Origin of the sequence: Variovorax beijingensis (assembly GCF_003951285.1) — a bacterium.
GTDB classification, from domain to species: domain Bacteria; phylum Pseudomonadota; class Gammaproteobacteria; order Burkholderiales; family Burkholderiaceae_C; genus Variovorax; species Variovorax beijingensis.
Genome location: NZ_RXFQ01000007.1, coordinates 151,836 through 174,739, shown reverse-complemented (window position 1 = coordinate 174,739; position 22,904 = coordinate 151,836). Strand labels below are relative to the sequence as shown.

Sequence of the window (22,904 nt, the reverse complement as noted above, 5' to 3'; positions counted from 1 at the left end):
CCGGCCTTCGCGGATTGGAAAAAACTGCCGCCCTCAAGCGCTGCGGCTAAAGTAGTTGCCCCGAACGGCCCATCCAGCCACAACACAACACAAGGAACATCAGCCATGGGCGCACAGTGGAAAGCAAAGCACAAGGACCTGGCGGCCAATGCCAAGGGCCGCCTGTTCGGAAAACTGGCCAAGGAAATCATGGTGGCCGCGCGCAGCGGCGCCGATCCGGCCTCCAATGCGCGCCTGCGGCTGGTGGTGGAGCAGGCCCGCAAGGTCTCGATGCCCAAGGACACGCTGGACCGCGCCATCAAGAAGGGCGCCGGGCTCACCGGCGAGGCGGTGCACTTCGAGCATGTGATCTACGAAGGCTTTGCGCCGCACCAGGTGCCCGTGATGGTCGAGTGCCTGACCGACAACGTGAACCGCACCGCGCCTGAAATGCGCGTGCTGTTCCGCAAGGGCCAGCTCGGCACCTCGGGCTCGGTGTCGTGGGACTTCGACCACGTGGGCATGATCGAGGCCGAGCCTTCGCGTGCCGATGCCGATGCCGAAGTCGCCGCCATCGAAGCGGGCGCGCAGGACTTCGAGGCGGCCGGCGAAGGCGGCACCGCGGTGTTCCTGACCGACCCGACCGACCTCGACCTGGTGAGCCGCGCGCTGCCGGCCCAGGGCTTCACCGTGCTGTCGGCCAAGCTGGGCTACAAGCCGAAGAATCCGGTCGATCCGGCCAGCCTCAGCGCGGAGCATCTCGAAGAGGTCGAGGTGTTCCTCGCGGCCATCGACGCGAACGACGACGTGCAGAACGTGTTCGTGGGGCTGGCGGGCTGAGCCGCTGCCTCTCGTTCGATGGAGAGTCCGGTGACCAGCCCCGAGAACGCAGCCACCCGCACGCTTGCCGGCCAATGCCTCTGCGGTGCCGTGCGCTACACCGTGGCCGACGAGTTCGCCTATGCGCTGAACTGCCACTGCGCCGACTGCCGGCGCACGACCGGCTCGGCCTTCAAGCCCTTCGCCGGCATCGAGCGGCACAAGCTGGCCATCGCGCAAGGCCAGGACGAACTCCTGGTCTTCGGCGAGCAAGACGCCGGCAATGTGCACTGCCGCCGTTGCGGCTCGCTGCTCTACTCGGTGGTGCGGGACGGCCTGTTCGTGCATGTGACCCTGGGCACGCTGGCCGACGACCCTTCGATCCGCCCGCGCGCGCACATCTTCGTCGGCTCGAAGGCGCCCTGGTTCACGATCACCGACAACCTGCCCCAATACGCGGGCCACGCCGACGCCGGTTGAACCCCGGCCCGGCTACTACACCGCCCGCCCGCCGCGCTTGAGCGGCAGCCAGAGCGTGAACAGCGTGCCCCCCGGCCCCGAGCGCCACGAGACTTCGCCCCCGACGGCCTGCGCCCGGCGCTGCTGGTTCTGCATGCCGCGCCCGCCGGCACCGGCCAAGGCCTTCTCGACGTCGAAGCCCTGGCCGTTGTCCTCGATGCTCACCCGTACGCCCGATGCCTGGCGCTCGGTACTCACCCGGATCTCGGTGGCGCGGGTATGACGCAGCACGTTGGCGATGCTCTCCTGCACGATGCGCAGGATGTGCAGCGCGCTGGTCGGGTCGAGCCAGTCCAGCGCCGGCAGCTCCTGCACCTGCCATTGCAGTGCCACGCCCGAGCTCTCGAGCCGCGGGCCGAGCCGGTAGCGCAGCGTGGCCAGCAGCAGCAACAGGTCGTCCTCGAGCGGCTCCATCGAATCGATGGTGAGCTTGAGGTCTTCCAGGCAGCTCTTGAGCACCTGCGAGACCTTGTCGCCGTTCATGCTGCCGCCCTCCACGGAGCGGATGGCGCTGATCAGCGAGGAGCCCAGGCCGTCGTGCATGTCCTGCGTCAGGCGCTGGCGCTCGTCGCTGATGGTCTGCTTCTTCTCGACCTCGCGCAGCCGCCGGTGGCTGAGCTCGAGCTCGGCTTCGCGCGCCGCAAGGCGCTGGGCCAGGCCGGCGTTGACCCGCTCGACCTCGGCAATGGCATTGACGTAGCGCCGGTACAGCAGCACCCCGAACACGCTGAACGTGACGGCATTGGTGTAGGCGCCCAGGTACCAGCCCTCGGGGCTCACGAAATTGTTCTGCAGCAGCCAGTCGGACACCCCCAGCAGCACGCACACGCCGATGCCCACCGCCACCAGCCGCCCCTCGCTGGAGCGGCGCCAGGCGCTGAGGCCGCCCACCAGCGCAACGGCGACACCCATCAGCGCCGCGCCAAGGTAGATCAGCGGCGTCACCTGCGGCGTGTTCCTCAGGATCGCCAGGTCCGGCAGCGTCAGCATGCCGGTCAGCGCCGTCCACGCCACCACCGCGCCGGTGAACCACCGGAGCGGACGGCCGTGCAGCTGGCGCAGCGCGAAGTGCACCACCGCCACCAGCCAGAACAGCGAGTTGACGGTGAGCCAGGCAAACCAGTCGTTGGCGACCGGAACGCCGACATAGAAATGCAGGCTGCGCAAAAAGGACGTGGTCGCCAGGTTGAAGAAGAGCAGGTAGCCGGTTTCGTGGCTGCGCCTGAACCACACGAACAGCGCGAACACGCCCACGGCCATGAAGGCCGCGCTGAGCATGGCCGGCAGCTCCTGCTGCAGCCACTGCCGCGTGCGATGGCGCGCTTCCAGCGCTTCGGCGGGGCCCAGCCACAGCGATGAAACCGCCACCTGCGCGCCGCGCGTGTGCTCCATCCGCACCAGGATCTCGTTCAACGGCGCGCCGTCGGTCGTCTTGCCCAGCAGCACCCACAGCGGCGTGCGGGTGCTGTTCCACAGCGGGCCCTGGACCTGCGCGCGGTGGACCAGCCGCCCGTTGGCATACACCGCGATGGTGCCGTCGGTCTTGATGCGCGCGCCATAGAGCGCGAGCGGCGCCGGCGTGTCGGGCAGGTTGCGTGTGGAAAGCCGCAGCCAGGTGATGCGGGTCGCGCCGGTCGACACGCTGCCGTCGGCCTGGCGCAGCAGCGCAATGGGCAGGGCCAGCGGCAACTCGACCGGCTGCCAGGCGGAAGGCAGGGCCTTGCTGTCCACGGCAAGCGGCAGTGCGCGGAAGCCGGGTGCGTCCTGCACCTGCCAATCGGCCTGCGTCAGGTGCAGCGCCGCGTTGTGCCGCGCGGCGCCGGTCGTGCCGAAAAAGGCGGCCATGGCCAGCAGCAGTGCGATGGACACCATGAGCACCACGTTCGCCCAGACCGAGGCAAGACGGTATCTGGAGAAATGTTCGAGCAGCCGACGCGCAGACCCGAGGCTCATGCGAGGCTCATCTGCGTGCGGCCTGCCCGGTCCGGCTCAGGAAACATCCACCGGAAGCCGCTGCGCTCCCGGCAAGCCGCGCGGCTGAAGCGGCGATGGAACGGCTTCAGCCACGGTGCGATTCAGTTCAGAACGGAATGTCGTCGTCCATGTCGTCGAAGCCCGACGACGACTTGGCCGGAGCCTGGCGCGGGGCCGGTGCCGGAGCGCGCGGTGCCGCGGCCGGTGCGCGCGGGGCATAGCCGCCGCCGCCACCACCACCGGCGCCTTGCGAGTAGCCACCGCCGCCCTGCGAATAGCCGCCGTCGTCCTCGGGACCGCCCGAGGGGCCGCCCTGGCCCTGGCGGCTGCCCAGCATCTGCATCTGGTCGGCGCGGATTTCGGTGGTGTATTTTTCGATGCCGTCCTTGTCGGTCCACTTGCGCGTGCGCAGGCTGCCTTCGACGTACACCTGCGAGCCCTTGCGCAGGTACTGGCCGGCGATTTCGGCCAGGCGGCCGTTGAAGACGATGCGGTGCCACTCGGTGGCTTCGCGCATTTCGCCGCTTTGCTTGTCCTTCCAGCGATCGGTGGTGGCCACGGTGACGTTCGCGACCTGGTCGCCGCTCGGGAAGGTACGCATTTCGGGGTCGCGCCCCAGATTGCCGACGACGATGACTTTGTTGACCGATGCCATATGCACTGCCCCTGATAAGTAGATGAAGGAGAAGGAGGAAGAGAACCCTAGATTGTGCCCGATGCCGGCCGGCCGGACCCCTTTCGAGGCGCCGCTTCCGTAAAACCGCCGCCACCCGCCCGCTCGCCATGAAACGGCGCCCGGACTATCATGTCCGGTTGCCCTCGGACGATCGCCCCCTTGAATTCCAAAGCCATTGAATACGCCGACGACGACGCGCAGCGCGCACGCGACGCGGAACTCGAACGCGACACCTACCTCGGCGCGGTGCTCGCGCAGCAGCGCATCAGCATCCGCGGTGCGCGCACCCACAACCTGAAGAACGTCGACCTCGACATCCCGCGCAACAAGCTGGTGGTGATCACCGGGCTGTCGGGCTCGGGCAAGTCGAGCCTGGCCTTCGACACGCTGTATGCCGAAGGCCAGCGGCGCTACGTGGAAAGCCTCTCGGCCTATGCGCGGCAGTTCCTGCAGCTCATGGACAAGCCCGACGTCGACGTGATCGAGGGCCTGTCGCCCGCCATCAGCATCGAGCAGAAGGCCACCAGCCACAACCCGCGCTCCACCGTGGGCACGGTGACCGAGATCCACGACTACCTGCGCCTGCTCTATGCGCGCGCCGGCACGCCCTACTGCCCCGAGCACCACCTGCCGCTGCAGGCGCAGACCGTGTCGCAGATGGTCGATGCGACGCTTGCGATTCCCGATGAGCCGCGGCTCATGATCCTCGCGCCTGTTGCGCGCGAGAAAAAAGGCGAATTCCTCGAGCTCTTCGCCGAGATGCAGGCCGCGGGCTACGTGCGCTTCCGCGTCGATGGGCAAACGTACGAATACAACGACCTGCCCAAGCTCAAGAAGACCGAGAAGCACGACATCGACGTGGTGATCGACCGGCTGCGCGCGCGCGCCGACATGCAGCAGCGCCTGGCCGAGAGCTTCGAGGCCGCGCTGCGGCTGGCCGAGGGCCGCGCCATCGCGCTGGAGCTGGGCACCGAGGGCGCGCCCGACAAGGAGCACCTGTTCAACGCCAAGTTCGCCTGCCCGATCTGCCACTACTCGCTGTCGGAGCTGGAGCCGCGCCTCTTTTCGTTCAACTCACCCGTGGGCGCCTGTCCGAGCTGCGACGGCCTCGGCCACCGCGAGGTGTTCGACCCGGCGCGCGTGGTGGCCTTTCCATCGCTGTCGCTCGCGAGCGGCGCCATCAAGGGCTGGGACCGCCGCAACGGCTACTACTTCAGCATGATCGAGAGCGTTGCGAAGCACTACAAGTTCGACGTCGACGCGCCCTTCGAATCATTGCCCGCCTCGGTGCAGCAGGTGCTGCTGCACGGCTCGGCCGCCGAGGAGATCAAGTTCAACTACACCATGGAGTCGGGCAACTTCGCGGGCAAGAAGCTCACGAAGAAGCATCCCTTCGAGGGCATCATCCCGAACATGGCGCGGCGCTACCGCGAGACCGATTCGGTGATGGTGCGCGAAGACCTCGCGCGCTTTCGCAACCTGCAGCCCTGTCCCGACTGCGGCGGCTCGCGGCTGCGGCCTGAAGCTCGCAACGTGTTCCTGGTCGATGAATCGGCCCGGCCCGCGGACGGTGGCGAGCCGCCACGCATGGCGATCTTCGAATTGAGCCACCTGACCTTGCGCGACTCCCTCGCCTGGTTCCAGACGCTCAAGCTGCGCGGCGCCAAGGCCGACATCGCCGACAAGGTCGTGCGCGAGATCGGCCTGCGCCTCAAGTTCCTGAACGACGTGGGCCTGAACTACCTGAGCCTGGACCGCAGCGCCGAGACGCTCTCGGGCGGCGAGGCGCAGCGCATCCGGCTGGCTTCGCAGATCGGCTCGGGCCTCACGGGCGTGATGTACGTGCTCGACGAGCCCAGCATCGGCCTGCACCAGCGCGACAACGACCGGCTGATCGGCACGCTCAAGCATTTGCGCGACATCGGCAACAGCGTGATCGTGGTCGAGCACGACGAGGACATGATCCACGCCGCCGACCACGTGATCGACATGGGCCCCGGCGCGGGCATCCACGGCGGGCGCGTGATGGCGCAGGGCAGCTATGCCCAGGTGGCGGCCAACCCCGATTCGCTGACCGGCCAGTACCTTTCGGGCACGAAGAAGATCGAAGTGCCGAAGCGCCGCACCGCGTGGCTGCCGGTCGTGAAGAAGCCCGCCTTCAACGAGGGCAAGAAGGCCTCGCGCTTTCCGCCGAGCCCCGCGGCCGAGCGGCGCGCCGCGCGCGAAGCAGCGCACCTGGCCTCGCAGACCAACCTGCAGGAAATCCGCGTTGTCGGCGCCACCGGCAACAACCTGAAGGACGTGAGCGTGGCCTTCCCGGTCGGCCTGCTCACCTGCGTGACCGGGGTCTCGGGCTCGGGCAAGTCGACGCTGGTGAACGACACGCTCTACACCGCCGTGGCGCGCACGCTCTACCGCGCGCACGAGGAACCGGCCGCGCATGAATCGGTCGAGGGCATCGAGTATTTCGACAAGGTCATCAACGTCGACCAGAGCCCCATCGGCCGCACGCCGCGCAGCAACCCGGCCACCTACACGGGCCTGTTCACGCCGATCCGCGAGCTGATGGCCGAGACCAACACCGCGCGCGAACGCGGCTACGGCCCGGGCCGCTTCAGCTTCAACGTGGCGGGCGGGCGCTGCGAGGCCTGCCAGGGCGACGGCGTGGTGAAGGTCGAGATGCACTTCCTGCCCGACGTGTACGTGCCCTGCGAGGTGTGCCACGGCCAGCGCTACAACCGCGAGACGCTCGAGGTTCTGTACAAGGGCAAGAACATCGCACAGATCCTCGAGATGACGGTGGAGACCGCGCACGAATTTTTGAAGGCCGTGCCCACCATCGAGCGCAAGCTGCGCACGCTGCTCGACGTGGGCCTCAGCTACATCAAGCTCGGCCAGTCGGCCACCACGCTGTCGGGCGGCGAGGCGCAGCGCGTGAAGCTGGCGCTGGAGCTCAGCAAGCGCGACACCGGCCGCACGCTCTACATCCTCGACGAGCCGACCACCGGCCTGCACTTTGCCGACATCGAGCTGCTGCTCAAGGTACTGCACCAGCTGCGCGACGCGGGCAACACCATCGTCGTCATCGAGCACAACCTGGACGTCATCAAGACCGCCGACTGGCTGATCGACATGGGCCCCGAGGGCGGCGCCGGCGGCGGCACGGTGGTGGGCGAAGGCACGCCGGAAGACATCGCGGCCAACGAGGCGAGCCACACGGGGCGCTACCTCAAGCGCCTGCTGTAGCGGCGCCACCAGCACGAATGCGCGGGCCGCGCCACAATCGCGGCCCATGCCTTCCTTCACGCCGCGCCAGTTCGTTCTTCTCGTCCTCCTCACCCTCGCGTGGGGCTTCAACTGGCCGGTGATGAAGCTCGGCGTGGCCGACTACCCACCGCTGGCCTTCCGCGCGATTTCGATCTGGCTGGGCGTGCCCGTGCTGGCGATCGCGCTGGTGGTGATGAAGGTGCCGTTCCACGTGCCGCGCCGCGCATGGCCCGAGCTGGTCTGGCTGGGCGCCACCAACATGTTCATCTGGCACGCCTGCATCATCCTCGCGGTGAAGGCGCTCTCGGGCGGGCGCGCCGCGATCCTGGGCTACACGATGCCGGTGTTCTCGGCGGTGATCGGCGCCGTGCTGTTCTCGGCCGTGCTCACGCGGCGCTCATGGATCGGCGTGGGCGCCTGCGCAGTCGGCGTGGGGCTCCTGCTGTGGCACGAGCTCACCGACCTTGCGGGGCGGCCCGGCTACGTGGCGCTCGCATTGGTGGCGGCCGCGACATGGGCGCTGGGCACGCAGCTGCTGCGCCGCTCGCGCATCGCGCTGCCGACGCTCACGCTCTCGTTCTGGATGACGGCGATGACGGCCGTGGTGATGACGGTGCTGTCGCTGCTGTTCGAGCGCGGCCCATGGCGCTGGCCCGGCACCGTGACCTGGGGATCGATCGCCTACAACGCGGTGCTGATCTTCGGCTTTGCGCATGCGGCCTGGTTCTACCTCGCGCGCGGCCTGCCGCCGGTGGCCTCGACCCTGAGCGTGATGTTCATCCCGGTGCTGGGCGTGTTCAGCGGCGCCGTGTGGCTCGGCGAAGTGGTGCACTGGCAGGACTGGGTGGCCGTCGCGCTGATGATGGTGGCCATTGCCTCGGTGCTCTGGCCCTCGCGCGGCGCCGCCAAGGCCTGAAGAAAGATCAGGTGGTCGTCTGCACGTGCAGGCGGCTGGTCTTGCAGCGGTGCAGCGCGCGGTAGTGCTCCAGCGGCCTGCCGTTGGCCCCGTAGGCAATCGACTCGATGCGCAGCAGCGGCTCGGGCTGCGGCAGGTCGAGCAGCCTGCAGGTTTCGGCATCGGGCAGCACCGCGTCGATCCAGCGCTCGGCGCGCACCAGGCGCAGGCCGTACTGCCTCCGCAGCACGTCGTAGAGCGAGCGGTCTTCCAGGCGTGCGCGGTGCAGGCCGGGCGCCAGGTCCGCCGGCACCGCCGTTTCGACCAGGAGGCGCAGCTCGCCATCCACGCTGCGCAAGCGCTTGAGGGCCACCACCTGCGTGTCGTCGGCCAGGCCCAGCGATGCGGCTTCGTGCTCGGTGGGTGCGCGCAGTTCCTGCGCGAGGATCTGCGTGCGCACCGAGCGGCCCTTGCGCTCCATCTCGTCGGAGAAGCCGAGCACGGTGGAGACGAAATCCTCGTCGCGTTCGCGCGCCGATACAAAAGCGCCGCGGCCCTTGATTTTGTAGATGAGGTTGTTGCGCACCAGGTCGGCCAAGGCCTCGCGCACCACGATGCGCGAGATGCCGAACTGCTCGCCGAGCTCCGCCTCCGATGGCAGCTTGGCACCGATGGGCAGCACGCCCTGCAATATCTGCAAGCGGATGGCGTCGCGGAACTGCGCCCACAGCGGCGATTCGGAATTGCGGTCGAGCACGGTCGACATGTCGTTGGGACTGTTCACTTTTAGGCTTGGCCGAGGACTGAGCTGGCCGTCAATGATGCATCGAAAGAAGGAGCCTCGCCGGCGGCCACCGCGTGCAGCCGCACGTTGTGCCGCTCGCGCAGCGCGGTGGCGCAGGCGCACAGCTCGTTGTGGGCGTGGATGGCGTCCCAGCCCAGCGCCTCGGCCGCCACGCCCGCGATCTCGGCAAGCGCGGCATCGGTGACGAGGCCGCGAATGGCCAGCAGCGTGCGGCGGATCACAAGGTCGTCCAGGTGCACCACGCCGGTCTCCAGGCACAGGTAGGAGAGCTCCGCGGCCGAGTAGCCGGGCGCATGCCGCAGCGGCAGGTCGCCCGAGGCCGCGAGGCGCTGCGCAAGCGGCAGCGCCTTCGAGCCGTAGCGGCCGAGCAGGGTCTGCGCGCGTGCGCGGTCCATGCCGCAGGCCGCCACCATCTTCTCGACGAAGTGGTCGGCCGCGGACGCATCGGCCGGCAGTTCCGCGCCGCCGCCGATGGGCAGCAGCTCGGTCGATGCGGTGCGCGAGCGGCCGAGCAGCTGCAGCACTTCGTTGGCGGCTTCCTCGGCCAGCGAGCGGAAGGTGGTCCACTTGCCGCCGACGAGGCCGACGATGGCGATGTCGCGCGTCGCGTTCGGCGGATCGACCACCACCGAATGGTCGCGCGAGATCTGGCCCGGCTTGTCGGCCTCCGAACGCGCGAGCGGACGCACGCCGACATAGGTGTAGACCACGTCGCCGCGACCGAAAGCCATGTTGGGGAACACCTCGCGCAGCACGTCGATCAGGTAGTCGACCTCGGCCGGCTCGGTGACGATCTGGTCCGGGTCTTCCACCGGGATGTCGGTGGAGCCCACCAGCACGCGGTCGAGAAACGGGTAGACGATGCACACCCGCCCGTCCACCGCTTCGAAGTAGGCCATGCGGCCGTCGAGCGCATCGCGCAGCGCGGGATGGTCGAGCACGAGGTGCGAGCCCTTGGTGCCCATCACGCGCGGGCCGGCGCCGCCGAGCACGGCCGCGCTGCGGTCGAGCCAGGCGCCGGTGGCGTTCACCACCGTGTCGGCGGTCACGCGCACGAGTGCGCCGGTGATCTCGTCGCGCAGGGTGAGGATGTTGCCCGCGCAGCCCATCACGCGGCAGTAGTTGGCGGCCGCGGAGCGCGGCTGGTCGCGGCAGGCGTCGGCTATCAGCTCGAGGATGAGCCATTCGGGATGGCTGATCCACGCGTCGAAGAAGGTGGCGGTCCAGCGGATGGCCGCGCGGAACAGGCCGCGGTCGGCCAGCGGCACGCGGCCGATGCGGTGCCCCGGCATCACGCGCTGGCGGCGCCCCAGGATGTCGTAGAGCCGCAGGCCCAGCGCCACCGCCAGGAGGCCGCGCGTGCGCTGCGGCGGCGTGCGGCCGAAGAACTTGAGCGCGCTGCTCATCAGGCCGCCGAAGAAGCTCGCGAGCGGCACCACCGTCTTGAGCGGCCGCACCAGGTGCGGCGCATTGCGCAGCAGCAGGTTGCGCTCGCGCGTGGCTTCGGCCACCAGCGAGAAGCTGCCGTTCTCCAGGTAGCGCAGGCCGCCGTGGATCATGCGCGAGGGCGCGCTGCTGGCGCCGGCGCCGAAGTCGCCCTTGTCGACGATCAGGCAGTCGACGCGCTGCAGCGACAGGTCGCGGAACACGCCCACGCCGTTGATGCCGGCGCCCACGATCACGGTGGAGAAATGGCGGCCCGCGAGCGAGGCCGGGCGCACGAAGGGAAGTTGCCAGGCGCTCATAGAAAAACCTTCGCGCTTCCCGCAACGTGGGTGAATACAGGTGACATGCTGTCGATCAGTTCGTTGAAGCCGGCGTTGAAATCCGCATGGGCGCGTGCCTCCCGCGCATCGGGCTCGATCACGTCACAGGGTGCGAGCAAGGCGCTGCCCTGCGACGCGTCGCCCAGCCCTTGCGACATGGCGGCGTAGATCGCGGCGCCGCGTGCACCGGTCTCGTCGTCGGCGCAGCGTTCGACCGGGCGTCCCAGGAAGGCGGCAAGCAGCCGCACGAGGCGCGCGTCGCCCGCCCCGCCGCCGAGCACCGTCGTCTGGCCCACCGCGATGCCGGCCGCGGCCAGGCGCGCCGTGTGCCGCGCATGCAGCGCCGCCACGGCATCGACCACGGCGCGCGCCATGTCGGCGCGCGTGTGATGGCTCTTGAGCCCCACGAAGCCGGCCGTCACGCCGCCGCCGCCATTGACGAAGGGCAGGAAGCGCAACCCGCTGGCGCCCAGCGGCACCGTCATGGCCAGGTCGACCACTGCGCGCGCATCGGGCAGCGCCAGCACGCCGGCCAGCCAGGCGATGTTGGCCATCGAGGACGGGCTGTTCTCCATGTAGAGCCGCGCGTTGCCGCGGCCGAAATTGACGATGGCGGCGACGGCGGGCTTGGGCGCCATCACCGGCCCGACGACGGCGTTCACGCACCAGGTGCCGAGCACCGACACCGCGCGGCCGCGCCCTTCCGCGCGGATCGCGGTCATCGAGGCCAGCAGGTCGATCGCGCCCATCGCCACCGGGATGCCCGCGGGCAGGCCGCACAGCGCGGCCTCGGCGGGCAGGAGCTTTCCGATCACGGTGCCACTCGGCACGATGGGGCCGAAGGCGCGCGCGCCGAGCTCCGCGATGCCCGAGGCCTCGAAGGCCGTGCGCGACCAGCTGCCGGTGGCAAGCGACACCAGGCCGGCGGTGCTCGCATCGCTGGCGTCGGTGGCGATCTGGCCGGTGAGCAGGAAGCCGAGATAGTCCTTGGCGAACAGCAGGCGGTGCAGTTCGCCGCGCTGCACGGCATCCGCACCCAGCAGTTCGGCCGCGATCACCGTGGGCTGCCCGGGCCAGGGGCTGCAGCCCACGTCCTCGAACAACTGCGCGCCGTGGCTCGCGGCCAGCGCGCGTGCCCGGGCATCGGCGCGCTGGTCGGTGGAGGCGATGGCGCGTCCACCGGCGAGCCGGTTGCCGGCATCGAGCGCATAGAGGCCGGCGCCGTGGCCGGTGCAGGCCATGGCACGGACTTCGGCCGCGCGCGGGCCGAGCTGGCGGGCCACGTCCTGCAGCACGCGGGTCAGCGCGGCGCGGATGGCAGGCGCGCCCACCTCGCAGCCTCCGCCGGGCAGCCGGTCGTGCGGCAAGGGCATGCGGGACAAGGCGACGGTGCGGCCGCTCGCGGCTTCGAGGGCCAGCGCCTTCAGGCTGCTCGAGCCCATGTCGACGCCGATCAATATGTTGGACTTCATGTCATAACAGCTTCGGCGAGTTGAAAGCAGCTTGCCAATAGCGTTTCCCCTAGTTATCGCGGCAAACAACCCGCGATTACATTTTACCTGTCATAACAACTGTCGTGACAACGAGGTCCGAAGATCTGCTCGCAAGGCAGGTCGCAAGCTCTGCCAGTCAACGCGAGGAGACACAAGATGAGGCGAAATTTCCTGAAGTCCGCTGCGGCCGCCGGTATCGGCCTGGCCGGCACCAGCGCTTTTGCGCAGTCCACCCCCATGGCCGCCGCCACCGGATTGCGCGGCAACGCGAGCGACGTCTACGTGATGAACGTGATGGTGTCGGGCGTCGAATACTGGTTTCCGGTCTACGAAATGATGAAGCAGCTGGGCCGCACGCTGGGCGTGCGCACGCGCTACACCGGCACGCCCGAGTACGACGTGAACAAGCAGCTGGCCTCGTTCGAGCAGGAGCTGGCGCGCAAGCCCGCGGGCATCCTGCTGCACCCGATGAACCCGGATCCGTTCATCGAGCCGATCAACCGGGCGGTGGCCATGGGCATCCCGGTCGTGACCTTCGCGGCCGACTCGCCCAACTCCAAGCGCGCCTCCTTCGTCACTTCGGACAACGACCGCGAGGGCACGCAGGCGGCCGACGCGATTGCCGCGGCGCTGGGCGGCAAGGGCGAATACGCAGTGCTCGAGAACCCGGGCCAGGACAACCACGACCGCCGCATCGCGGCCTTCGTCAACCGCATGAAGACCAAGCACGCGGGCATGAAGCTGGTGGGCCGCGCCGCCAGCAACCAGGACCCGAGCAAGGCCTACCAGGCAGTGCTGAGCCTGGCGCAGGCCAACCCGAACCTGGGTGCGCTGTTCATGCCCGAGGCCAACTCGGCGCTGGGCGCCGCGCAGGCCAAGATCGAATCGAAGAAGAACATCCGCGTGATGTGCTGCGACGTGAACGCCAAGATCCTCGACATGATCAAGGCCGGCGACGTATTCGGCGCCATCAATCCGAACCAGGGCATGCAGGGCTACATGGGCATGATGATGCTGTTCCTGGCCAGGAACCCGCAGCTCATCGACCCGATGAACGACGCCAAGCGCAACGGCACCAATCCGATGTCGGTGCCGTTCCTGGACAACGGCCTGTCGGTGGTCAGCAAGGCCAACGCGGACGACTTCTACTGGGACAAGTACCTCGCGCGCCGCGGCACCAAGGGAATCGGGGAATGAGCGTCTTGCTCGAACTGCGCGGCATCAGCAAGCGCTTCGGCGCTTCGCGCGCGCTGTCGGGCGTGGACTTCTCGCTGCACGCGGGCGAGATCCACGCCCTGTGCGGCGAGAACGGCGCGGGCAAGTCGACGCTGATGAACATCATCGACGGCATCCACCGCCCCGACGAAGGCGACATCCTGCTGAACGGCGAGAAGGTGGCGATCGACGGCCCGGCGCATGCGATGCGCCTGGGCATCGGCCTGGTGCACCAGGAGATCGCGCTGTGCGCCGACGCCACGGTGGCCGAGAACATCTTCATGCCGGAGATCAACGCCGGCCGGCAGGCCTGGATGGACTACGCCAGCCTGAACGCGCGCGCCGCCAAGGTGCTGGCGCGGCTCGGGCAGGACATAGCCCCCGCCACGCCCGTGCGCGAGCTGAGCATCTCGAGCCAGCAGCTGGTGGAGATTGCCAAGGCGCTCACGCTGGACTGCAAGGTGCTGATCCTCGACGAGCCCACGGCCGCGCTCACCGACAACGAGTCGGCCGCCCTCTTCCGCGTGCTGCACGACCTGAAGGCGCAGGGCATCGGCATCATCTACATCAGCCACCGCATGGCAGAGATCTTCACGCACTGCGACCGGGTCACCGTGCTGCGCGACGGGCGCAACGTGCACAGCGGACCGCTGGCGGACCTGAGCGCGGACGAGCTGGTGCGCCGCATGGTGGGGCGCGACCTCGGCAACTACTACCCGCCCAAGCAAGAGGCCACCGAGCCGTCCGCGCCGGTGCTCGAGGCGGTGGACATCGCCGACGGCGAGCGCGTGCACGGCATCTCGTTTGCGCTCCAGCGCGGCGAGATCCTCGGCATTGCCGGGCTCATGGGCGCCGGCCGCAGCGAACTGGCCGAGACCCTCTGCGGCCTGCGCCCTGCCACGCGCGGCACGCTGCGCCTGCACGGCAAGGCGCTCGCGATCCGCAAGTACAGCGATGCGCTGCGCGAAGGCATCGCCTACCTCAGCGAAGATCGCAAGGCGGCGGGCGTGTACCTGGACCTGCCGATCGCGCAGAACATCTCGTCGATGGCGCTGCGGCGCGTGAGTTCCGGCTGGGGCCTCTTGCAGCGCGCGGCCGAACACCGCCTGGCCCGGGAGCTGGGCGCCAGGCTCAACCTCAAGTCGGACGGCGTGGCCATCGAGGTGTCGAGCCTGTCGGGCGGCAACCAGCAGAAGGTGGCGATTGCCAAGCTGCTGGCCACCAACCCTGTGGTGCTGCTGATGGACGAGCCCACGCGCGGCGTGGACGTGGGCGCCAAGTCGGAGATCCACCACATCCTGCGCGAGCTCGCGAACCAGGGCGTGGGCGTGATCGTGATCTCTTCGGAGCTGCCCGAGATCATCGGCCTGTGCGACCGTGCGCTGGTGATCCGCGACGGCCGGCTGGCCGGCGAATTGAATTCCAACGAAATGACCGAGGAAGCCCTGCTGCGGCTCGCCTCCGGACTCTGCGAACAGGAGATGGCATGAACTACCCGGCACAACTCGATGCGGGCGTTGCCCCGCGTCCATCGGGAGGCGGCCCCGCGAAGCCCGCCAGCAAGCTCGCGAGCATGCGCGAGATGGGCCTGCTGCTGATCATTGCGGTGCTGTGCGTGGCGATGAGCTTCGCATCGCCCTACTTCCTCACCTGGGACAACGTGCGCGCCATGCTGCTGTCCTTCTCGATCGAAGGCATCGTGGTGGTGGGCATGACCATCCTGCTGATCGTCGGCGGCATCGATCTTTCAGTCGGCTCGGTGGTCTGCTTCGCGATGGTGGTCACGGGCAAGCTGTTCCTGATGGGCGTGGACCCATGGATCGCGAGCCTGGTGGCCATCGGCGCGAGCGGGCTGGTCGGCGCGATGATCGGCGGCTGCGTCACGCGTATCGGGCTGAACCATTTCATCGCCTCGCTGGCCTTCATGGTGATCGTGCGCGGGCTGTGCCTGGCACTCACGCAGGGCACGCCGCAGTCGCTGTTCTCGCTGCCGGCCGAGTTCAAGTTCATCGGGCAGGGCACGCTGTTCGGCATTCCGGCCGTGATCCTGATCTTCGTGGCGATCGTCGTGGTGAGCGACTTCGTGCTGCGCCGCTCGACCTTGCTGCGGCGCGTGTTCTACACCGGCAGCAACGAGAAGGCCGCGCTGTACTCGGGCATCCGCGTGGGGCGCGTGAAGTTCTGGGTCACGGTGCTGTGCTCCGCATCGGCGGGCCTGGCCGGCGTGATCTACACGGCCCGCTTCGGCGCCGCCACGCCCACCTTCGGCGTGGGCATGGAGCTCAACGTGATTGCCGCCGCGGTGATCGGCGGCGCGAGCCTCAAGGGCGGATCGGGCACGGTGCTGGGCGCGGTGCTGGGCCTCGCGCTGCTCTCGGTGGTGACCAGCTCGCTGATCCTGCTCGACGTGTCGCCCTACTGGCAGGACGTGATCAAGGGCCTGATCCTGCTCGCGGCCGTGACCATCGACCACCTGCTGAACACGAGAAAGACGACGCGATGAAGACGATGATGATGAAGAAGACGACGCTGGGCCCCTCGGGCATCGAATGCTCGGCCATCGGCCTGGGCACCTGGGCGATGGGCGGATGGATGTGGGGCGGCGGCGACAATGCGGCGGCCGTGGTGGCGATCCAGGCCTCGCTGGACGCGGGCGCGAACCTGATCGACACCGCGCCGGCCTACGGCCTGGGGCGCTCCGAGAGCATCGTGGGCACCGCGCTCAAGGGGCGCCGCCACGAGGCCGTGATCGCCACCAAGTGCGGGCTGGTGTGGCACACGCAGCAAGGCACGCACTTCTTCGAGGAAGACGGGCATCCCGTGTACCGCTACCTCGGCCGCGAGTCGATCTTCCATGAATGCGAAGAGAGCCTGAAGCGCCTGCAGACCGACTACATCGACCTGTACATCACGCACTGGCAGGACAGCACCACGCCCGTGGCCGAGACCATGGACGCGCTGCTCGCGCTCAAGAAGCAGGGAAAGATCCGCGCCATCGGCGTGAGCAACGTGAGCCCCGAGACGCTCGCCGAATACCTGCGCCATGGCCCGGTCGATGCGGCGCAGGAGCGCTACAGCCTGATCGACCGCGAGATCGAGCAGACGCTCGCGCCCCTGTGCAGCGAGCACGGCGTGGCGGTGCTGGGCTATTCGTCGCTGGCGCTGGGACTGCTCGCGGGGCCCATCGATCCGGCACGCGAGTTCAAGGGCGACGACCAGCGCGCGAGCAATCCGCGCTTCAGCGAAGCCAACCGGTCGAAGCTCAAGGCCTTCTTCGAGGAACTCGAGCCGCTGCGCGCGCGGCTGGGCTGCTCGTTCGGCCAATTGATGATCGCCTGGACGATTGCAAGTGGCGCCGTCTCGGTGGCGCTGTGCGGCGCGCGCGTGCGCCAGCAGGCCATCGAGAACGCGGGCGCCGGCGCGGTCGAACTCGGCGGCGATGCGCTGCGCGCGATCGAGACCGCGGCAACGCGCCATCTCGTCAACCTCGCCTGACCCCCCTTTTCATTTCCGATCCCAACAAGGAGTTCCTTCCCATGTCGAAAGACAAGACAGCGCGGCTCAACCGCCTGCTCACCAACGGCCGCTGCCTGGACATCGCGCTGGATCACGGCGTGTGCAACGAGCCCTCCTTCCTCGACGGCCTGGAGGACATGCCCCAGGTCATGGACAAGCTTCTGGCCGCCGGCCCCGACGCGATCCAGCTCAACTACGGCCAGTCCGACCTGCTGCAGGACCGCCCGGGCCGCAACAAGCCCGCGCTGGTGATGCGCATCGACATGGGCAATCCCTACAACGCCACGCTGCACCGCGTGATGTGGGCCCAGCTGCAGAACGAGCACGACCCGGTGCTGCCGGCCGTGCAGCGCGACGCGGCCTGCGTGGTGGTCAACCTCTTCATGCTGCCGAACGAGCCCGACCTGTTCCGCCAGTGCGTGCAGAACATCGCGCGCGTGCGCGCCGACTGCGACCGCTACGGCATGCCGCTGATGATCGAACCGCTGGTGATGCAGTCACCCACGCCCGGCAGCCGCTACCAGGTGGACGGCGACGCCGAGAAGATCGTCACGCTCGTGCGCCTTGCGCGCGAGATGGGCGCCGACATCGTCAAGGCCGACCCGACCAGCGATCCGAAGGACTTTCACCGCGTGGTGCAGGCCGCGCGCTGCCCCGTGCTCGTGCGCGGCGGCGGGCGCGAAGACCTGCAGCAGGTGTTCGCGCGCTCGCGCTCGCTGCTGGACCAGGGCGCCGTCGGCATGGTGTACGGGCGCAATGTCTACCAGCACGCCAACCCCTCGGCGGTGGTGAGTGCGCTGATGGCCATGATCCACCGCGGCGCGAGCGCCGAGGCGGCCTGGGCGCTCTACGAATCGGGCGGCGCGAAGTAAGGCAAAGAAGAAGCGCCGGCGCAAGAACCAAGAAGAAATCAGCACGGCAGGCGATGCACCCGTCGCCTGCCGGGGTGCGTCCTGCGCGCGCACTGGAGAGGGATCGAGCAATGGGTTGCCCTGCGACTTTCCAACAACCTGGAGGCGACGATGAAGATCCGGTATTTCCTGATGGCGTTCCTGGCCCCGCTCGTCACGTTGCTGACGCATGCGGCCATCACCGGGGTCAGCCCGATGACCACCCTCGGCAACATGGCGGCAGCGGTTTCCGAAGCCGTCGCCGACCCGCTCCCGCTGCAGGGGCCGGGCCTGGGCAATCTCACCTATACATCGGCGGAACTGTTCAAGCCGGTGTCGATGATCACGAGCCTCGCGCACCCGCTCGATCCGGCGCACAGCAGCGCCTACGAGTCGCGCGAGGTGCCCGCCACGTACCCGGGCCGCAAGGACTACGGCATGAACGCGGGCATCATGGTCAACGGCTACTTCCTCACCTCCTTCGCGCCGGACAGCGGCCTCGGCCCGGGCGGCTTTTTGCTGTACGACATCTCGAACCCGCGCCAGATCCAGCTCGTCAAGAAGATCTACGAGCCCGAGGGCCGCACCAAGGAGTTCCGCGAAACGCACTCCTTCGGCACCGCGAAGATCGGCGGCAAGACCTACGTGGTGCTGCCCAGCATCAACGGCGTCGAGTTTTGGGACTTCACCGACATCAATGACATCAAGCAGGTGAAGAAGCTGGCGCTGCCCGGCGTCAACGCCGGCGACTACGAGAACGTCGCCTGGCAGCTCTGGTGGCAGGCGCCCTACCTGTACGTGGCCTCGGCGGGCCGCGGCATGTTCATCGTCGATGCCAGGGACCCCGCGAACGCCGTGGTTGCGAACCGCGGCGCCGGCAAGCCCAACCCGGTGCCCACGGGCGAACTCGGCAACTTCCGGATCGGCCCGATCTTCACCATGGGCAACCACATGGTGCTGACCGCGATGGAAAGCAACGGCGGGTTCGCGAGCCTGGATATCTCCGACCCGCTCAACCCCAAGGTGCTCGATTCCATCGTGGGCACCACGCCGTTCTATTACGCCACCTGCTTCGACGGCAGGAGCCTGCACGTCTCGACGCGCGGCAGCGGCGCCAGGATGTACAGCTACGACCTGGGCGACCGCTCGCGCTTCGTGGCCGAGGACAACCGGCTCGTCATCGACGAACAGCTGTACTGCGCCACGCAGGACAACTACGTGATCCAGGGGGCGCAGACGCGCATCCACAAGGTCGACGTGAGCAATCCGCTCAATCACGTGGAGGTGGGCCGCGGCAGCATCCTGCGCGAGGACGACCCCAACTACTCGCATTCGGACAACGGCCAGGTCGCGATGTTCGGCAACCTGGTCTTCGTGGGCAACGACCACGGCTCGGGCAGCGGCTTCGTCGTGCATGCGGTGGACCCCGACACCACCCGGCCTGAAGTGAAACAGGTTTCGCCGGCCAACGGCGCGAAGCAGCAGGCCCTGAGCTCGCGCATCGGCCTGGGCATGACGGACAGCATCCGCCCAGAGAGCGTGAACGCCAACACCTTCATCGTGCGGCCTGTGGGCGGCAACACGCTGGCGGGCACCTACAGCGTGCAGCTGGGCATCATCAACTTCCACCCCGAGCAGCCGCTTTCGCCGGGCACCAGCTATGAAGTCTTCCTGCCCGCCAACGGCGTGAAGGACTATGCGGGCAACGCCATCGGCGCCGACTTCAAGTCGACCTTCCACACCGGCAACGCGACCGACATCAACCTGCAGCACTACTGGACGCTGGCCGGCAACCTGTCCGACTCCATCGGCAGCAACAACGGCACGCCGGCGTCGGGTGACGCCTTCGAAAGCATCGGCATCAACTTCGCGAACCGCACCGCCGGCGTGCCGCTGAAGAACGACACCGTCGCCACCGTGCTCGGTGGCACGGCATCGCTGAGCTTCTACATGAAGACCACGCAGGCCGGCAGCGCGAACCCATGGACCGCGCCCGGCATCTTCGGGCGCGACCAGGCCAGCGGCGCGGACGACGTGTTCTGGGGCTGGCTCGACAACAACGGGCGCATCAAGCTGTCGGTCGGCAATGACGCCGGCACCACCTCCACTGCGGCGGTGAACGACGGCAACTGGCACCACGTGGTGCTGACGCGCGACGCAGCCTCGGGCGCGCAGGCGATGTACGTCGACGGTGTGAAGACCGCGTCCACCGGGCTCACGGGCACCAAGGGCCTCGCGAACAAGTTCCAGGTGATGGGCCAGATCCAGGGCAACACCGCGCTCTTCAAGGGCACGCTCGCGGAAGTGCGCGTGTACAGCCGCGTGCTCACCGACAGCGAGGTGGCCACGCTGCGCGGCCAGGCCGTCATCGGCGACCCGGGCATCGGCGGCGGGCCGAAGATCGTCAACGGCCAGCTGGTGTTCAACCCGGCCACGCTCGGCAGCAGCGGCGCGCAGTTCCGCTGGAACTTCGGCGACGGCACGCAGACCGCCTATTCGAGCCAGCCGAACTACACCTATACCTACACACGGCCGGGGCACTACACCGTGACGCTGACGGTGCGCGACGCGAGCGGCCGCGAGACCTTCTACACCTACAACCTCACGGTGATCATCCCGACCACCGCGCGGACGCCCACGCACACCACCAACATCACGGGCGATGCGAACTCGGTGTATTCGCTCAACCCCGACAGCGGCACGGTCGCCGCCATCGATGCGCAGACCCTGGCCAAGCGCTGGGAAGTACGCGTGGGCGACGAGCCGAAGACGCTGGCCGTGGGCCCCGACGGCCGCATCTGGGTCACGGTGCAGGGCGAGGACAAGCTGGTGGCGCTCAGCGCGGCCGACGGCGGCCTCTCGGCCACCGTGCCGCTGGCCTACGGCAGCGGCCCCTACGGCGTGGCCTTCACGCCCGACGGCGCGAAGGGCCTCTTGACGCTGGAGAGCAAGTCGGTGCTGATGAGTTTCGACCCGGGCAACGGCGCCACCACCGGCGCGGTCGCCCTCGAAGGCAACCTGCGCGGCATCGCCGTGAGCTCCGACGCGCAGGTGGCCTACGTCACCCGCTTCAAGTCGAAGATGACCGGCGGCCAGCTGCACAAGGTGAACCTGCAGAGCATGAGCGCCATGACCACCATCGCGCTGCCGGTGGACACCGCCACGGTGGACACCGAGAGCCGCGCGCGCGGCGTGGCCAACTACCTGAGCCAGGTGGTGATCTCGCCCGACGGCAGGCGCGCGGTGCTGCCTTCGAAGAAGGACAACATCGTGCGGGGCCGCTTCCGCGACGGCGTGGACCTGACACACGACCAGAGCGTGCGCTCCATCCTCTCGCAGGTCGACCTGCAGGCGGCCACAGAGGTGTTCGACGAGCAGATCGACTTCGACGACCGTGCCCCGGCACGCGCGGCGCTGTTCTCTCCGCCCGGCGACTACCTCTTCGTGGCGCAGATGGAAGGCAACCGCGTCGCCATCGTCGACCCGTACAGCCGGGCGGTGCGCGGCGAGATCAACGCGAGCAGCGCGCCGCACGGCCTGTACCTGGACGCGGCGCGCAAGCGGCTGTTCGTCAACAACTTCCTTGCACGGTCTGTATCGGTGCATGACGTGTCGCTGGTGCTGTCGTCGGAATCGGCAGCGGCGACCTTCCTGCAGAACGTGGCGACGGTGGCGCAGGAGCCGATGGCGGCCGCGGCCCTGCGCGGCAAGCAGGTGTTCTACAACGCCTCCGACCGGCGCATGAGCAAGGACAACTACATCTCCTGCGCGAGCTGCCATGCGGACGGCGGCGACGACGGCATGGTGTGGGACTTCACGCAGCGCGGCGAAGGCTTGCGCCGCACCATCAGCCTCATGGGCCGGCGCGGCGCGGGCCACGGCAAGATGCACTGGACCGCCAACTTCGACGAGGTGCAGGACTTCGAGAACGACATCCGCAACGAGTTCGGCGGCACCGGCTTCCTGACGAATGCGGATTTCGCCGCCACGGCCGACCCCTTGGGCGCGCCCAAGGCCGGCAAGAGCGCGCAGCTCGACGATCTCGCGGCCTACCTGAGTTCGCTGAACAAGTACATGCGCAGCCCGGCGCGTGCGGCAGACGGCAGCCTGAGCGTGGAAGCGGTGCGCGGCCAGACGGTGTTCAACACCGCGCAGTGCGCCACCTGCCACACCGGCGGCACCTTCCGCGACGGCCTCAGGCACGACGTGGGCACGATCCAGCTCTCTTCGGGCAAGGGCCACAACCAGCCGCTCGCGGGGCTGGGTTTCGACACGCCGACACTCTCGGGCACCTGGAACACCACGGCCTTCTTCCACAACGGGCAGGCCGCAACGCTGCAGGACGTGCTGAACAGCGGCCACGGCAATGCGTCGAGCCTGCCGGCGACGGACGTGGTGGCGCTGCGCGAGTACGTGCGCTCGCTGGACACGGCCCCGGCGGTGGTGACGCGGCTGCGCTCGGACCTCAACCCGACGATGTGCGTGAACATCAAGGGCGGGGCGACGGCGAGCGGCACGGTGGCGGTGCAGTGGCCCTGCGGCACGGCAAGCAACGAGAAGTTCACGGTGACGTCGATCACGGGCGGCTACGTGCAGCTGGTGGCCGAGCACAGCGGCCTGTGCCTGGCGCAGAACGGCACCGCGACGACCAACGCGCCGGTGGTGCAGCTGGCATGCACGGCGGGCAGCACGGCGCAGTGGAGCCTGGTCGGCGGCACGCTCCGCAACCGCGCCTCGGGCTCGTGCCTCGACGTGCCCAATGGCTCGACGACGCAGGACACGGCACTGATCACGTGGACCTGCAATGGGGGGAACAACCAGAACTGGACGCAGCTGCCTTAGGGCTTGCTCTTGTTTCGGGGCGCTCTGGTTTAGGGCGCCGTGCTTCTTGGCGCTGTTGTCCAGGGCGCGTGCCCAGGCCACCGGGTACTCCCCTCCGCGAATGTCCCCCGGCCTGCGGCCTCCTCCTTGATTTCGCTGCGGGGAGCACCCGATGCCCTGTGCACCTGGGCACGCTCTGGGTGCGCAGCTGATCAACGACCGCTCTGCCCATCGGCGGGAGCGCACCCACGATTCATCCCAACCATGAC

Annotated in this window: 15 protein-coding genes; 10 read left to right on the top strand and 5 right to left on the bottom strand. The window is 68.5% G+C overall.

The features are described 5' to 3' along the window. Positions 1-105: 105 nt before the first annotated feature. Together EJO66_RS14180 and EJO66_RS14175 are read left to right on the top strand one after the other, a co-directional pair. The gene (locus EJO66_RS14180) at positions 106-819 is read left to right on the top strand and encodes a YebC/PmpR family DNA-binding transcriptional regulator (RefSeq protein ID WP_124958467.1); all 714 of its coding nucleotides are present in this window, start codon (positions 106-108) and stop codon (positions 817-819) included. A gap of 18 nt (positions 820-837) precedes the next feature. Further along, the gene (locus EJO66_RS14175) at positions 838-1,278 is read left to right on the top strand and encodes a GFA family protein (protein WP_124958466.1); all 441 of its coding nucleotides are present in this window, start codon (positions 838-840) and stop codon (positions 1,276-1,278) included. 15 nt (positions 1,279-1,293) lie between these two features. On the opposite strand, the gene EJO66_RS14170 is transcribed toward EJO66_RS14175, so the two are convergent. After that, positions 1,294-3,270, bottom strand: a complete 1,977-nt coding sequence (locus EJO66_RS14170; RefSeq protein ID WP_185738298.1) for a sensor histidine kinase — start codon at positions 3,268-3,270, stop codon at positions 1,294-1,296. Between the two features lie 127 nt (positions 3,271-3,397). Then, positions 3,398-3,946, bottom strand: a complete 549-nt coding sequence (gene ssb, locus EJO66_RS14165; protein WP_124958465.1) for a single-stranded DNA-binding protein — start codon at positions 3,944-3,946, stop codon at positions 3,398-3,400. A 150-nt stretch (positions 3,947-4,096) separates the two neighbouring features. Between ssb and uvrA the strand changes: the two genes are divergently transcribed. Together uvrA and EJO66_RS14155 are read left to right on the top strand one after the other, a co-directional pair. Continuing rightward, positions 4,097-7,213 carry an excinuclease ABC subunit UvrA gene (uvrA, locus tag EJO66_RS14160; protein ID WP_125965456.1) on the top strand — a complete coding sequence of 1,039 codons (3,117 nt, stop codon included), beginning with the start codon at positions 4,097-4,099 and terminating at the stop codon, positions 7,211-7,213. Between the two features lie 46 nt (positions 7,214-7,259). Then, entirely contained in the window at positions 7,260-8,150 is an 891-nt protein-coding gene (locus tag EJO66_RS14155; protein WP_124958463.1) for a DMT family transporter, read from the top strand. Positions 8,151-8,157: 7 nt separating this feature from the next. On the opposite strand, the gene EJO66_RS14150 is transcribed toward EJO66_RS14155, so the two are convergent. Genes EJO66_RS14150 through EJO66_RS14140 form a run of 3 tightly spaced genes read right to left on the bottom strand, consistent with a single transcriptional unit; the run spans position 8,158 to position 12,172 of the window. Next, complete coding sequence (locus tag EJO66_RS14150; protein ID WP_225612860.1) at positions 8,158-8,895, bottom strand: GntR family transcriptional regulator; 738 nt, start codon at positions 8,893-8,895, stop codon at positions 8,158-8,160. A 20-nt stretch (positions 8,896-8,915) separates the two neighbouring features. Then, positions 8,916-10,679, bottom strand: coding sequence for a glycerol-3-phosphate dehydrogenase/oxidase (locus EJO66_RS14145; RefSeq protein WP_124958461.1), 1,764 nt, complete (start codon positions 10,677-10,679; stop codon positions 8,916-8,918). After that, positions 10,676-12,172, bottom strand: a complete 1,497-nt coding sequence (locus EJO66_RS14140; RefSeq protein WP_125965455.1) for an FGGY family carbohydrate kinase — start codon at positions 12,170-12,172, stop codon at positions 10,676-10,678. Before EJO66_RS14140 ends, EJO66_RS14145 begins: the two co-directional genes overlap by 4 nt. 177 nt (positions 12,173-12,349) lie before the next feature. Between EJO66_RS14140 and EJO66_RS14135 the strand changes: the two genes are divergently transcribed. The 6 genes from EJO66_RS14135 (at position 12,350) to EJO66_RS14110 (ending at position 22,656) form a co-directional block, all read left to right on the top strand. Then, a complete protein-coding gene (locus EJO66_RS14135) occupies positions 12,350-13,390 on the top strand; it encodes a substrate-binding domain-containing protein (RefSeq protein WP_124958459.1) in 1,041 nt (346 codons plus the stop codon). Next, on the top strand, positions 13,387-14,898 hold the full coding sequence (locus tag EJO66_RS14130; protein ID WP_124958458.1) for a sugar ABC transporter ATP-binding protein: 1,512 nt from the start codon (positions 13,387-13,389) through the stop codon (positions 14,896-14,898). Before EJO66_RS14135 ends, EJO66_RS14130 begins: the two co-directional genes overlap by 4 nt. Continuing rightward, a complete protein-coding gene (locus EJO66_RS14125; protein ID WP_124958457.1) occupies positions 14,895-15,911 on the top strand; it encodes an ABC transporter permease in 1,017 nt (338 codons plus the stop codon). The genes EJO66_RS14130 and EJO66_RS14125 overlap by 4 nt, the downstream gene beginning before the upstream one ends. A gap of 5 nt (positions 15,912-15,916) precedes the next feature. After that, positions 15,917-16,903, top strand: a complete 987-nt coding sequence (locus tag EJO66_RS14120) for an aldo/keto reductase (RefSeq protein WP_124958651.1) — start codon at positions 15,917-15,919, stop codon at positions 16,901-16,903. Between the two features lie 41 nt (positions 16,904-16,944). After that, the gene (locus EJO66_RS14115) at positions 16,945-17,796 is read left to right on the top strand and encodes a class I fructose-bisphosphate aldolase (RefSeq protein ID WP_124958456.1); all 852 of its coding nucleotides are present in this window, start codon (positions 16,945-16,947) and stop codon (positions 17,794-17,796) included. A gap of 150 nt (positions 17,797-17,946) precedes the next feature. After that, complete coding sequence (locus EJO66_RS14110) at positions 17,947-22,656, top strand: LamG-like jellyroll fold domain-containing protein (protein ID WP_124958455.1); 4,710 nt, start codon at positions 17,947-17,949, stop codon at positions 22,654-22,656. Positions 22,657-22,904: the final 248 nt, after the last annotated feature.